Source organism: Streptomyces sp. CB01881 (genome assembly GCF_002953255.1).
Taxonomy (GTDB): Bacteria; Actinomycetota; Actinomycetes; order Streptomycetales; family Streptomycetaceae; genus Kitasatospora.
Genome location: NZ_CP026498.1, coordinates 7,901,820 through 7,914,486, shown reverse-complemented (window position 1 = coordinate 7,914,486; position 12,667 = coordinate 7,901,820). Strand labels below are relative to the sequence as shown.

Sequence of the window (12,667 nt, the reverse complement as noted above, 5' to 3'; positions counted from 1 at the left end):
CAGCGGACAGGACTCATTCCACCACGTTCGGGTTGGTGGGCTTGTCCGACGCCCAGGTCTCCTCATCCTCGACGAGGTAGTCCGGCCGCTTGCCGTCCTTGTCCTTGTCCCTGTTGCGCCGCTGGGCATCGGTGAGCGGCATGCCGGGAGCCACACCGCCCGTAGCGTTCGCGCCCAACTCTCCCCTGACCCGGCCTCGGGCCCCGAGCCCGGAACCGCCTTCGGTGAAGGCCTGCTTCGCCCCGGATCCGCCGCCCGGACGCGCTCCCCCGCCGACGATGCCTCCGGCCCGCCCCGAAAGGCCGCCTCCGGGACGGGCCCCTGCGGCGCGGCCTCCAGTCCCGAAACCGCCTTCGAGCACCTCTCCCGCGCCGAACGCCTTACCCCCGCCTCCGGCAGCCTTGCCGGGGACGCTTGCTGTACGGCCAAGTACGTCCTTGTTCTGAGTCCCGCCGCCCTTGCCCGGGTTGTTTCCCTGCCCTGCCTGCCCACCCATGATCGGCCCACCTCCGGTCGGACCCGGTCCGCCACCATTGCCACTCGTCGTGGGACTGATGGGTGTTCCGGGGTTGGACGTCGGATTGGCGGGGTTGGTGGACAGCGGGCTGGTCCCGGATGTGCTGGGAGGATTGACCGTCGTACCGTCGATCCCCGTGCCGGGGCCGTAGTTCGTGACGGAGGGCGGCTTGGGCACTGCATGCACCGTGCCGCCCTTGATTCCCGAATCGGTCGGCGCGGCTGGTCCGGCCGGCGTCGAGCGCTTCGGTGCGGACTGGGCAGCGGGACGCTGAGACAGCGACGGCGTGCTGCTGCCACTCGACTTCGGAGTGGCAGCAGTGCTGGTGTATCCAGCCCCGGCCATCATGGCGCTGAATGCACCCTCCCCTGTGGAATCGCCCGACGAAGTGGCGTCGTCGAGATCACCACGACTCTTCTCGCCCTTTGGCGGCGGAAGCGCCGGCGGCGGCTTCAGCATCGGCGCCGCGACCCGGTAGTGCATCGCCAGCGTCTGCATGATCGCCGCCGCTTCGGCCTTCTTCTGCTCCGCGACCGCCGTCTTCGTGTCCTCGTCGTCGCCGCCGAAGACGGCGGAGACCGTGTCACCGACTCCGTCGGTGAACTGCTCCCACCCGCTGGGCTCTTCGGGCATGTCGTGCTTGGCCTGGGCGATGGCCTCGGACAGGTGCTTGAGGGTGTTGGCGGCGTCGTTGGCGTAGGAGGCCGCGTTGTTGATGGTGGCGGCGAGGTTGAGCATGCGCTTGTGGAAGGCGTCGCTGGTGCTGCCTTCCCAGCTGACGGCGGCCTCGGTGCTGGCGCGGGTGAGGGTGGCGCGGATGGCCTTGAGGGTGTCGGCGGCGCGGCGCCAGGGGTCGCTGGCGGCCATCACCTCGCCGGGGTTGAGGGCCTGCGCCATCTTCCGGAGTTCGGCGTGGCTGTAGTCGTTGAACTTGGTGTAGCCCGATCCGCTCATCGGTGGCCGTCTCCGTTCTCCGGGGGCTGTTGGCGTGCGGCGCTCATCGCTCGGACTTCCCGCCGCTGTGCTGGGCCGGGGCGACGGTCTGGGCGTAGGCGACGGCGCTGGTGGCGGAGGGGCTGGCGACCGACCAGCCGTCGTCGCCGAGCTTCAGCTTGCCCGAGGTGCGGTGTTCCTGCTCCTCGTAGTTGGTGGCGGTGAGTTCGGCCTTCTTCTGGGCGTCGTCGACGGCGTCCTGGAGCTGGTTGAGGACGTCGCGCAGGCCGTCCCGCATGGTCTGGTAGCGGTCGTGCAGCTCGGTGGCCTCGGCGAAGGTGCCGAGGGCGCTCTTGCCCACGGCGCTCTGGCCGTGGGCCGTGGTGCCGTCGGCGTGGTGCTGGAACTCGGCCAGCAGTCCGCGCACCTGGGCGGCGAACGCCCTCAGCTGTTCGACCTCGACGCGGTATCCCTGGCCGCCCCCGCCGGTCGTTCCGGTCCCCGTCGCCACTTCCGGCGCCTCCCCCTGCGTCCGTCGTTCCGCTGCCCTGTGAAGCTGCCCTATGGAAGCTGCCCCGTGAAGCGGCCCCGTGAAGCCACCTTGTGGAGCCGTCCCGTTCGACTGTCCTGCGCAGCTTCCGGAGACACATGTCTAACACATGCTCCGGGCCGGGAGTATGGCGCTTCGGCCGAACCGCCGACGGCCTGGCGCACCGTCAGTTCGCGGACGTCCCCTTCTGTAGGGCGGCGAGGGCCCGGCGGCAGAGCGAGTCGGCGTGGCGGGTGGTCTCGGGCAGCCGGTACCGGCCGGCGAGGGCGAGGGTGGTGTCGACGGCTTCGGTCAGGCCGATGCGGTGGCCGACGGAGACGAAGACGGGTTTGACGCCGGCCCGGGTGCGGACGGCGCGCCCGACCTCCTCGCCGGTGGCCGGGTCGGTGAGCGGGGTCCAGGAGCCGCGGGGGGCGCCCGGTTCGCGGTGGTCGAAGGTGAACGGGGTCTTGGCGACGCCGATGGTGCGCAGACCGGTGAGCACGCCGAGGTGGCTGGCGAGGCCGAGGCGGCGCGGGTGGGCGAGACCGTAGCCGTCGCAGACGACGGTGCCGGGGGCGTGGATGAGCCGTTCGAGGACGTCCAGGACTGCGGGGAGTTCGCGGAAGGCGAGCAGGCCGGGGACGTAGGGGAAGGCGACGCGGTCGACGGCGGTGGCCTCCTCGACGACGGCGAGGCCGTCGAGGTCGAGGACCACCGCGGCGGCGACCACGAGGTCCCGTTCGTCGTCGTAGGCGACGTCGACGCCGGCGATCAGCCGGTCGTCCGCCGCGCCGGAGGGGCCGGGGCCGTACGGCTGGACGAGCGGGCGCAGCCGTTCCTGTTCGGCGATCGCCTCGGTCTCGGTGGTGGGCCAGTCGGCGACGGGCACGGCGGTTCCCCCTGGGTGCGTGGACGGTCCGGTCGCGATCACCGTACCGAGCGGGGCGCACGACCCCGCGGTGAGCCCGTGCGCCCCCCGTGCCCCAGGTCCGGCGGATTAGGCTGCACTTACCGAACTCCCGTTCCGGGTAGGAATATTCGGTACCGGCACCACCCGCCCGTTTCCCCCGACGTGCGAAGGACCGACGCCATGCCGCGCCCGACCACCGCTCAGATCTGCCTCGGCACCTTCACCGTCGTCGCCGCCACCGTGGCGCTGCTGGCCGTCTCGGGCGCCTCGGGCGTCCTGGCGGTCGCGGTGCTGGTCGGGTTCGCGCTCGCGCTCGGCACGCTGGTGACGGTGCTGTCGCTGTCCACCGCCGCGCAGCGCGGGACCCCTGCACCGAAGCCGGCTCCCGCGCTGGCCCCCGCACCCACCCCCGCGCCGGAGTCCGCACCCGCACCCGCACCCGCACCCACGCCGGAGCCCACTCCCGCCGGGCACGAGTACGCCCGGCAGCGCTGAGGCGCCACCGGGCGGTACCGGAGTCACGGACGTTCAGGCCGTGGAGACCACCACGGTCTTCGCGGCCTTGTCGTGGATGCACTGGCCGTACGGCTTGTCGAAGACGCCGAACAGGCCGTCGATCACCCACCAGAAGGCGGCGCAGCAGACCACCGCCGGGAGGATGAAGACGGCGGACCTGGTCCAGGCGGCGGCCGGGGTCGGCGTGCTGCCGTCGATCAGCATGGCGACCCGGATCTTCATCGCCTTCTTGCCGAGGGTCTGGCCGTCCCGGCTGAGCATCACACCGTCGTAGATCAGGTACAGCCCGCAGGCAAGCCAGAACGCGCCGGCCGAGCCGGAGCGGTCGCCGAGACTGGCGAAGGGCAGCACCACGAGAAGTGCGACCGCCTGGACCAGCACGTAGTCGATCAGCTGGGCGAGGATCCGGCTGGGCCAACTGCCGAGCGGCGGCATCCCGGGGACGGGCCCGGCGCCCGGCGAGCCGTAGCCCGTGGGGCCGTAGCCGGACGGCGGCTGGTCGTACGGCGACTGGCCGTAGGGGTTCTGCCCGTACGGAGACCCGCCGGGGGTGCCGCCGTAGTTGCCGCCGTACGCGCCGGGGCGGTCGTCGGGGCTGCCGGGCTGGGGGTTTCCGTACGGGTCTGACGGCGCACCTTCCGGCGTGCCGCCGGCCGACTGCGAGGGCTGCTTGTCGGAGGAGGGCTGGCCGCCCCCCTCCGGCTCGGGGCCTGAGGGATTGTAGGTGCTCATGCCCCGAGTAGAACATCACACATTCTCCGAGCTTCGGATATTTAGTCCGTTTCGCCCGGTAACCTCCGCCGGGCCGGGGTCAGGACCGGACGACCCGAGTGCGGGCCGCGCGGTCGTGCCAGCCGCGCCGGGCCGGACGGTCGAACACCGGCCAGACGAGGCCGAGCAGCAGGACCGCCGAGGCGTTCCTGACCAGCCATCGACAGAGCGAGCGACCGACGGTCAGCCGGACACGGGCGGCCGAGGGGGCCGCGTCGACGACCCGGATCCGGGCCAGCCGCTTGCCGAAGGTCTGGCCGGTGCGGGCGGTCGGCAGGACCTCGTAGAGCAGGCCGACGAAGGCGAGGATGCCGACCAGGACGGCGAACTTGCCGACCACCACGCCGTCCACCAGCCAGACGTCGACCTGGCGGCGGGTGAGTGAGCTGGCCATCCGGGCCTGGTCGAGCTTGTGCTGGAGGTGGGTCATGACCGAGCTGCCGAGCGGAACGGCGGCGGCGGTGGCGACCACGGCCAGGACGGCGGTGTCCACCAGCCGGGCGGCCAGCCGGCGTCCGAGCCCGGCCGGCACCGGCGGGGCCGGGCGGCGACGGGGAGCCGGGCGCGGCCCGGGCACCGGCCGCACCGCACGGGCGGCGGGGGCCACGGCAGGAACGGGCGCCGGCTCCGGCGCCACGTTCACCGCCGGCCCAGGGCCCGGCTCCGGCGCCACGTCCGCCGCCGACTCAGGGCCCGCCACCGGCTCCGGCCCCGTCACCGGAACGGGCACCGGCGCGGTGACCCGCACGGCCGCCGGCACCGGCGCGGGATCCGCCGCGGCCTCGGCCGCCACGACCGGCCCAGCGACCGGAGCGCCCACCTCCGCCCCAAACGCCTCCGTCCTGGACACCTCCGTCCTGGGCACCTCCGCCCCGAACGCCTCCGTCCGAACCGCCTCAACCCGGGACGCCTCACCCCTGGACTCTTCCACCCACGGCTCCGCCCCGGGCAGCACACCCCAGGAGACCCACCGCGGCGCGCCGCCGGTCTCCATCAGCCCCCGCTGCGCCCGCGGATCGACCTGCCAGCCGGCCGGCGCCTCGTCTGCCGGCCCGACCTCGCGCACCGCCTCGCGCACCGAGTCCCATCCCGCCGCGCCCGCCGCGTCGTCCGCGCCCTCCGGCCGGAACACCATCCCGCCGGCGGCCAGCTGCGGCCCGAAGGTGAACGACGCGCCGCCCGCCGTCTCGTCCAGGTACACCGGTCCGGTCTCCCCGGACGAGGCCGCCGCTGCCTCCGGCACCTTGTCGGGCGCCCGCTCCGGCACCCGCTCCACGGCAGCCGCGGCACCCCCGGGGGCGTGCGGCGCCGCCCCGCCCTCCGCCTCCTCCGGTCCGGCCGGCACCGCCGGCGGCGGCACGTACCGTGCCCCGGCCCCCGCGCCGCCGGCACCGCTCGCCGCCCCGCTGCCGCGGGCCACGAACCGGGGCGGCTGAAGCACCTCGCCCTCCGCCGGTGCGCGGCGGCTGGTCCCGGGCACCCAGGCCGTGCCGCCCCAGTAGCGGACGAAGCCGGGGATGGAGGGGTCGGGGTAGTAGCCCGGTGCGGGATCGACGGCCGTGTCCGCGCCGCCGGCGAAGGGCTGGTCCGTCATGGGGGTCTTCTTTCCTCGCAGGGCCGTGCGGCGCGCCCGGCGAGTGGTTCACGGCGGCGGCTCGGGCGGCACGGGTGGCTTCGCCGTCGGCGCGCGCGAGGGTACCGCCGGATAGGCGGACAGTCGCCGGACAGTCACAAAGGGTAGTACCTCGGAAGCCCGGAGGTTGGAACTTGGCCAATCACCGGACAGCCCCGGCCCGGCCGGGGTAGGGACGAGGGCGCACCGCGGCGGTCCCGCGCCCGCTCCCCCGGCACCCCACCGCCCTGCGCCGCGGCTCGCGGACTCCCGCGAAGAAATCCCGGAAACGTGTGTAAGAGCGCGCCCGGCCCGCGCTCTCCAAAGTCACAGGGCCCGGCACCGGGCACGAACCGCAGGCAGAGAGGAAGCGATCATGGAACGCCCGACGAGCGTGGTGGAGCACGAACTGGAGCTCAACCTGGTGCTCTCCCCCGAGCACAGCGTCCCCGTCCCGGCCCGGCTGTCGTACGGCAGCCACGACCCGTACGCGGTGCACATCACCTTCCACCTGGACACCGGCTCGCCGGTCACCTGGGTGTTCGCCCGCGAGCTGCTGGTGGAGGGCACCTTCCGCCCGTGCGGGCAGGGGGACGTGCGGATCTGGCCGACCCGGTCGGGGCGGCGCAGCGTGCTCTGCATGGCGCTGAGCTCGCCGGCCGGGGATGCGCTGCTGGAGGCGCCGCTGCCGGTGGTGGCCGCCTGGCTGGAGCGTGCTCACCGGCTGGTGCCGCCGGGCAGCGAGACGGCTGCGCTGGACATGGACGGCTCGCTCGCCGAGTTGCTCGCGTGAGTGCGCGCGACCTGGTCGCGCGGCACGGCCCCACCGGCCCGGCGCATCCCACCGGCCCACCGGGCCACGACGGCCCGGCGCACTCCAGGACCCGACCCGGCCACGACGGCCCGGCCCACCCCGGGACCCGACCCGGCCCCGACGACTCAGCGGGCCGCGGGGGCCTGTTGATGGTCGCGCGCGGGGCCCGGACGGCCGCCGCCCGCCCGCTGCCCGGGCAGCCGGACCAGCGGCGCGCCGGCGGCCCGTCGGCGCGCCCATATCCGTAGCGTGGCGGCGAGCAGGAAGCAGATCCCGACCAGGGGGTAGATGGAGGTCGGGATCTGGCGGAGCGGCGAGAGGTGCAGGACGAGGTCGCCCAGCGGCTTCGCGGCCCACATCGCGAAGGAGAGGAACGCCACCAGCGTCGCCCCGAAGGCGGCGCGCCAGCGCACCTTGCGGACGGCGACCGGACGGGCCCGCTCGACCGACGCCTCGCAGGCGAGCAGGACGAGCAGGGGCACGCACCAGACCCAGTGGTGGGTCCAGCTGATCGGCGAGATCAGCACCGCGGTGACGGCGGCGCAGCAGACGCCCCACGCCTCGGCGCGCGGCAGCCAGCGCGAGCTCCTGGCCGCCCAGGCGGCGATGGCGAGGCCGGCCAGTGCGGCCAGGCCGGCGCCCAGGGTGGCGACGGTCCCGGGGTCGCTGGTGTGCAGCAGCCGGGCGAAGGCGCCGCGGAGAGACTGGTTGTCGACGATGTGGGTCTTGCCGACCCGCGAGGAGTCGTAGAGGTACTTGGTCCAGAAGCCCCAGGTGGCGTCGGGCAGCACCAGCGCTCCGACCAGGAACGTGCCGAGGAAGGTGAAACCGGCCACGAAGGCGGCCCGGATCCGGCCGGTGAGCAGCAGGTAGACGGCGAACAGGCCGGGGGTGAGCTTGATGCCGGCGGCGATGCCGATCGCGACGCCCTTGCTGCGGCGGCCGTCCGGGCGGGTGAGGTCCCAGAGGATGAGGCACGCCAGGGCGAGGTTGATCTGGCCGTAGCGCAGTGTGGTGAAGACGGGTTCGAGCCAGACCCCGGCGCCGGTGACCAGGATCACGCCGAGGGCGCGCAGTTCGCGGCGCGGCCAGCCGACGAGCTTGAAGGAGAGATGGGTGAGGAGCGCGAGCAGCCCGAGGTTGCCGAGCGTGATCACGATCCGGAGGACCGGGACGGGGAACCAGGTCGTCGGCACGAACAGCATCGCGGCGAACGGCGGGTAGGTGGCGGGCAGGTTCCACTCGGTGACCCGCAGGGCGTAGAGGTCGCGGCCGTCGGCCACGGCGGCGCCCTCGGCCCGGTAGACGATCATGTCGACCATCGAGGTGTGGACGAAGTGCCGGACCACGGCGTAGACCACCAGGGACAGCAGCGCCACGGCCGAGACGGCCAGCAGCGGGCGGCGCGGTGCCTCGCGCAACGCCCGTACGGGTGCGCCGAGGGCGGCCGCGAGGCGGTCCGACAGGGGGGCGGGCGCCGGGTCGGGTGCGTTCCGCACCGTGCTGCGCTCGTCTTGCACCGCTGTCACTGTTCGCTCCGTCCACCGTTCGACCAACCAGCGACGATACCGGATGCCCGCCCGGCGGGCCCGGCCAGAGCCGGTGACGGAAAGTGAGCAACAGGCCCGGCCGGCCGTGCTCCGTTGCGGGCGGAGCAGGGCCGGCCGGGGTCCCCGGGAGGGGTGGGGCGCCTCCCGGGTGTGGGCTCAGCCGGCGTAGGCGCCGAGAGCCCGGGTGAAGTCCAGCGGCTGCTGGACGATGCTGCTGCAGCTGGCGTCGGCGTAGGCCTTGGCGCCGCCCTCGCAGGCCTTGTCGCGGGTGCCGGACCACATCGCCAGCCAGGCCAGGTGCTTGCTCGTGGCGAAGTCGGCGAGTTGCTTGGCGTCGGCCACGGTGAAGATCTCGCTGGCCACGTCGTTGACGCCGATCATCGGGGTGACGGCGACCTTGCGCCAGGCGGCGGCGTCGTCCACGCCGAGGACGCTCTTCACCTGGGCCTGGGTGGCGGTGGCGGCGGCGATGGCGTACTTGCCCATCTGGCCCTGCGGGTTGGGGGCGACGCCGTCGCCGAAGTCCATCGCCATGATGTTGACCGCGCCGATCGCGACACCGTTGCTCTTGGCGTCGGCGACCAGGTTGACGCCCTCCTGGGTCAGGCCGGAGGGCAGCGCGGGCAGGGTGAAGGAGACGTCCAGGGCCTTGCCCTTGGCGGCGGCGTTCTTCTGCAACTGGGCGATGGCCTGGGCGCGGCGGGTGTTGGCCGCGGTGTTGCCGATCGCGCCGCCCTCGACGTCGAAGTCGACCTTGGTGAGGCCGAAGGCGTCGACGGTCTTCTGGTAGACGGCCGTGAGGTCGGCCACCGAGGAGCAGGCGAGGGCCAGCTCGCTGCCGTTGGCGCCGCCGAAGGAGACCCGGACGTCGCCGCCGGCCGCCCGCAGCGCGCCGATCTGGGCGGCCACCGCGTCGGCGGCGAGGTCGCTGACGCCGCCCCACTTGGGGGTGCAGCCGCCGCCGGAGACGACGAAGGCCAGGTTGAAGTTCTTGACGCCGGTGGCCTTGGCGGTGGCGACGAGGTCGTACGGCGGGTAGAGCGAGGTGTCGACGTACGGGGCGAAGCCGGCGCCGGCGGCCGGGACGGGGGCCCCGGTCGCGGTGGGGGTGGGCGCCGGGGTGGTGGTCGCGGTCGGCGCCGGGGTGGTGGGCCTGGCCGTGGCGGTCGGGCTCGGCGGTGCCGTGGTGGGCTTGGCGGTCGCGGTCGCGGTCGCGGTCGGCGTGGCGGTCGGCGCCGTGGTCGCGGTCGGCGAGGTGGTGGGCGTGCCGGTCGGGCGGCCCGAGGGGGTCGGCGCGGTGCCGTCCCCGGCCTTGCAGGAGACGTTGTTGATCAGGCAGTTACCCGGCTCGGCCTGGGCGGCGCCGGAGCCCTGGGCGACGAAGCCGACCACCACGCTCTTGCCGGGCTCCAGCCGCTTGTTCCAGGACTCGGGCTTGACGGTGATGTGCTGGCCCTCGGCGCTGAAGGTGGCGTTCCAGAGCGAGTCGATCTTCGCCCCGGCCGGCAGGTCGAAGGTCAGCGTCCAGTTCTCGATCGCGCTGCCGTCCGGGTTGCTGACCAGGTACTGGCCGGTGTAGCCGGCGTCCCAGGTGCTGGTGCGGCTGTAGACGGCGCCGAGCGAGGCGGCGCTGGCCGAGGAGGCGAGGACGACGACACCACCGGCGACCAGCGCGGCGGCGACCGCCGAGGCTCCGAGGACAACACCCTTGCGGCTGCGACGGCGGCGGCCTGGGCGGCGGTTGGGCTGGGTCGTCATGTGGGCGTACCTCCGCAGGTGGCAGCTGGGCCGGATGGGGGCGCCGCGGCCGGGCAGGGGTCCCGTGGACCCGTTGCGGGCGGCGTGCCCCGGCTCGGTCGGGTGACCGGCGCGGACGACGCTAGCGGGGGCGGGTGGCCGGAAACGGCCCCCTGAGCGAGGGGTACAGCTCTCTTAGGGCCCGCTTAAGAAAGAAGGGGTGAGACCCGGGCGGTCCCGCCGCCGCCACCATCGCCGCACGGCACGCCGGCCGCCCGTCCTGCGTCGCCCGCCGTCCGCCGTCCGCCGTCCGCCGTCCGCCGGTCACTGTCCGCCGGTCACCGCTGGAAGAGCGCGCTGCGGCTGCGCCGGCGGCTGGCGCGGGCCGGCGCGCCGTCGGGCCGGGCCTGGAGCCGCAGCCGGATCTCGGCGCCGCCGAGCACCGCGGAGTGGCCGAGTGCGAGGTCTCCGCCGGTGGCCTCGGCGAGCTTGCGGACGATGTCCAGGCCGAGGCCGGTGGAGCCCTCGCCGCCGTGGCCCTGGCCGCGCTGGAGGGCCGACTCGGGGTCGGTGAAGCCCGGACCGGCGTCGCCGACCAGGACGATGAACGAGCTGTCGGTGGCCAGCACGTCCACCGAGAAGGCCGTGCCGACGGTGGTGTGCCGGAACACGTTGCCGAGCAGCGCGTCCACGGCGGCGGCGAGGTCGCCGCGCTGGACCGGCACCGGGGCGGGCCGGTCGGCGCCGGCCAGCTGCCAGCGGCGGCCCTCGTCCTCGGCGAGCGCGGACCAGAAGCCGACGCGCTCCCGGATCACCTCGGCGGCGTCGCAGCCGACGGTGACGGCGGGCGCGTCCTCGGGGGCGCGGCGGGCCGAGCGGATGATCTGGTCGACCTCGCGCTCCAGTTGGGAGACGGCGTGCCGGGTGGCGTCGGCGGCGTCGCCCTCGCCGAGCGAGGCGGCGTTGAGCCGCAGCACGGTGAGCGGGGTGCGCAGCCGGTGCGACAGGTCGGCGGCCAACTCCCGCTCCGCCGCGAGCAGCTGGACGACGCGGTCGGCCATCGAGTTGAACGCGTGGCCGGCCTCGCGGAGCTCCTCGGGGCTGCCGGCGCTCTCCCGGCCGTCGACCGGCACCCGGACGGCGAGGTTGCCGGCCCCGAGCGAACGGGCCGCGGCGGCCAGCCGCCGGGCGGAGGCGACGATCCGCGCGCCCATCCGGTCGGCGACCAGCACCGAGATGGCCACCAGCGCGAGTGCGACCGCCGAGAGCACCAGCCAGGCGGTGGAGATGCCCCGGGTGAGGTCGCCGTCCGCGACGAACACCTCGACCACGGCGGTCCGGCCGGTGTCGACGGCGACCGGCTGGAGCAGCGCGAAGCCGCCGGGCACCCCGACGGTGAACGAGCGTCCCTGGCCGCCCGCGGTGGCCACGTCGGCGGCCAGCGCGCGGGCCTCGCCGATGGTCGCGCCGCCGTCCGGCCCGGCCATCGCCGTCGCGGCGGGCGGCGTCCCGGCCGCCCCGCCGGGCGAAGCGGAACCGGCTGCGGCGGCAGCGGACGGTACGCCGCCGGGCGAAGCCGTGCCGGGCGAAGCGGCCGCCGGGGCGACCGCCCCCGCCGGCAGCGGCAGGGGCAGCGGCAGATGGACCGCCATCCGCCCCTGCGCGCCGGCGTCCGTACTGGCCACCGCGCGGGCGATGGCGTCCTGGTCGGTGGTGATGGCGAGCGCCGGCCCGAGCGCCGCCGCCTGACGCTCGGCCGCCGTGAACGCCCGGTCCCGGGCGGTCTGCTGGACCATCAGCCCGAGCGGGATGAGGAAGGCCAGCGCGACCATGGTGGTCCCGGCCACGGCGGCCTTGATCAGGGCCCAGCGCAGCGAGTGCCCGAACCTCCTCATGTCCGGCGCTCCGCGGGGGCGGGTCCCGGCCCGGCCGGCTGCCCGGGCGCCTCCAGCCGGACGCCGACGCCGCGCACGGTGTGCAGGTAGCGGGGGTTGGAGGCGGTCTCGCCGAGCTTGCGGCGCAGCCAGGACAGGTGGACGTCGATGGTCTGGTCGCCGCCGTAGGTCTGGCGCCAGACCTCGGCCAGGATCTCCTTGCGCGGGACGACCACGCCGGGGCGGGCGGCGAGGAAGGCCAGCAGGTCGAACTCACGCCGGGTCAGGTCGAGGGGCCGGGCGTCCAGGGAGGCCTCGCGGCGCTGGAGGTCGATGGCGAGACCGCCGACCCTGAGCACCTGGGCGACCGGTGCGGCGCCGCCGCCGAGCCGCCGCAGCACGGCGGCCATCCGGGCGCTGAGGTGTTCGCCGGAGAACGGTTTCACCAGGTAGTCGTCGGCGCCGTCGTTGAGCAGCCGGACGATCTCGGCCTCGTCGTCCCGCGCGGTGGAGATGATCACCGGCACGTTGGTCAGGCCGCGGATCATCTTCAGCGCCTCGCTGCCGTCCAGATCGGGCAGGCCGAGGTCGAGGATCACCAGGTCGCAGCCGACCTGGGCGACCTCGCGCAGAGCCTCAAGTGCCGTGCCCACACTGCGGACCGCGTGACCGGTGTCGGCCAGGTGCCGGATGAGGGCGGAGCGTACGAAGGGGTCGTCCTCGACCACGAGCACTGTTGCCATGGCCCTGCACGGTACGCCATCGGCCTCCGGTGGTCTGTACCTCGGGTGGGTCGGAACCGGTGGAGGGACGCACGGCGCGGCGGGCTCCTGACGGGCCGCCGGGGCCGGGCCCGGGCCGTTCCGGTGCGACCCTCGGGCTTTCTGCAACTTCCCTGTTG

At 74.6% G+C, this 12,667-nt stretch carries 11 protein-coding genes; 2 read left to right on the top strand and 9 right to left on the bottom strand.

The features are described 5' to 3' along the window. Window positions 1-13: 13 nt before the first annotated feature. The 3 genes from C2142_RS24565 to C2142_RS24555 all read right to left on the bottom strand — a co-directional run bounded on the left by C2142_RS24565 (window position 14) and on the right by C2142_RS24555 (window position 2,871). Window positions 14-1,471, bottom strand: coding sequence for a WXG100 family type VII secretion target (locus C2142_RS24565; RefSeq protein WP_153882815.1), 1,458 nt, complete (start codon window positions 1,469-1,471; stop codon window positions 14-16). Between the two features lie 43 nt (window positions 1,472-1,514). Further along, window positions 1,515-1,961 (bottom strand): hypothetical protein, encoded by a 447-nt coding sequence (locus tag C2142_RS24560; RefSeq protein WP_148644635.1) that lies wholly within the window; start codon window positions 1,959-1,961, stop codon window positions 1,515-1,517. Window positions 1,962-2,166: 205 nt separating this feature from the next. Then, window positions 2,167-2,871, bottom strand: coding sequence for an endonuclease V (locus C2142_RS24555; protein ID WP_148644634.1), 705 nt, complete (start codon window positions 2,869-2,871; stop codon window positions 2,167-2,169). 201 nt (window positions 2,872-3,072) lie between these two features. On the opposite strand from C2142_RS24555, the gene C2142_RS24550 reads away from it, so the two are divergent. After that, window positions 3,073-3,387, top strand: a complete 315-nt coding sequence (locus C2142_RS24550) for a hypothetical protein (RefSeq protein WP_153882814.1) — start codon at window positions 3,073-3,075, stop codon at window positions 3,385-3,387. 33 nt (window positions 3,388-3,420) lie between these two features. Here C2142_RS24550 and C2142_RS24545 read toward each other — a convergent pair whose 3' ends face one another. Beyond that, entirely contained in the window at window positions 3,421-4,140 is a 720-nt protein-coding gene (locus C2142_RS24545; protein ID WP_148644633.1) for an RDD family protein, read from the bottom strand. Between the two features lie 79 nt (window positions 4,141-4,219). Then, window positions 4,220-5,773 (bottom strand): RDD family protein, encoded by a 1,554-nt coding sequence (locus tag C2142_RS24540; RefSeq protein WP_148644632.1) that lies wholly within the window; start codon window positions 5,771-5,773, stop codon window positions 4,220-4,222. A gap of 394 nt (window positions 5,774-6,167) precedes the next feature. Here C2142_RS24540 and C2142_RS24535 point away from each other — a divergent pair, with 394 nt between their 5' ends. Further along, entirely contained in the window at window positions 6,168-6,584 is a 417-nt protein-coding gene (locus C2142_RS24535) for an SsgA family sporulation/cell division regulator (RefSeq protein WP_148644631.1), read from the top strand. Window positions 6,585-6,730: 146 nt separating this feature from the next. On the opposite strand, the gene C2142_RS24530 is transcribed toward C2142_RS24535, so the two are convergent. The 4 genes from C2142_RS24530 to C2142_RS24515 form a co-directional block, all read right to left on the bottom strand. Next, window positions 6,731-8,134 (bottom strand): glycosyltransferase 87 family protein, encoded by a 1,404-nt coding sequence (locus C2142_RS24530; protein WP_148644630.1) that lies wholly within the window; start codon window positions 8,132-8,134, stop codon window positions 6,731-6,733. Window positions 8,135-8,311: 177 nt separating this feature from the next. Next, on the bottom strand, window positions 8,312-9,913 hold the full coding sequence (locus C2142_RS24525) for a cellulose binding domain-containing protein (RefSeq protein ID WP_148644629.1): 1,602 nt from the start codon (window positions 9,911-9,913) through the stop codon (window positions 8,312-8,314). 317 nt (window positions 9,914-10,230) lie between these two features. Continuing rightward, window positions 10,231-11,787, bottom strand: a complete 1,557-nt coding sequence (locus C2142_RS24520) for a HAMP domain-containing sensor histidine kinase (protein ID WP_241002753.1) — start codon at window positions 11,785-11,787, stop codon at window positions 10,231-10,233. After that, window positions 11,784-12,509: a response regulator transcription factor gene (locus C2142_RS24515; protein WP_174315683.1), complete on the bottom strand. Its 726-nt coding sequence runs from the start codon at window positions 12,507-12,509 to the stop codon at window positions 11,784-11,786. Before C2142_RS24515 ends, C2142_RS24520 begins: the two co-directional genes overlap by 4 nt. Between the last annotated feature and the right edge of the window lie 158 nt (window positions 12,510-12,667).

Bases quoted from the DNA above. Each gene is read 5' to 3' on its own strand.
- C2142_RS24520 (WP_241002753.1), bottom strand. From the start codon at position 11,787: ATGAGGAGGTTCGGGCACTCGCTGCGCTGGGCCCTGATCAAGGCCGCC.
- C2142_RS24550 (WP_153882814.1), top strand. From the start codon at position 3,073: ATGCCGCGCCCGACCACCGCTCAGATCTGCCTCGGCACCTTCACCGTC.
- C2142_RS24525 (WP_148644629.1), bottom strand. From the start codon at position 9,913: ATGACGACCCAGCCCAACCGCCGCCCAGGCCGCCGCCGTCGCAGCCGC.
- C2142_RS24565 (WP_153882815.1), bottom strand. From the start codon at position 1,471: ATGAGCGGATCGGGCTACACCAAGTTCAACGACTACAGCCACGCCGAA.
- C2142_RS24515 (WP_174315683.1), bottom strand. From the start codon at position 12,509: ATGGCAACAGTGCTCGTGGTCGAGGACGACCCCTTCGTACGCTCCGCC.
- C2142_RS24535 (WP_148644631.1), top strand. From the start codon at position 6,168: ATGGAACGCCCGACGAGCGTGGTGGAGCACGAACTGGAGCTCAACCTG.
- C2142_RS24545 (WP_148644633.1), bottom strand. From the start codon at position 4,140: ATGAGCACCTACAATCCCTCAGGCCCCGAGCCGGAGGGGGGCGGCCAG.
- C2142_RS24540 (WP_148644632.1), bottom strand. From the start codon at position 5,773: ATGACGGACCAGCCCTTCGCCGGCGGCGCGGACACGGCCGTCGATCCC.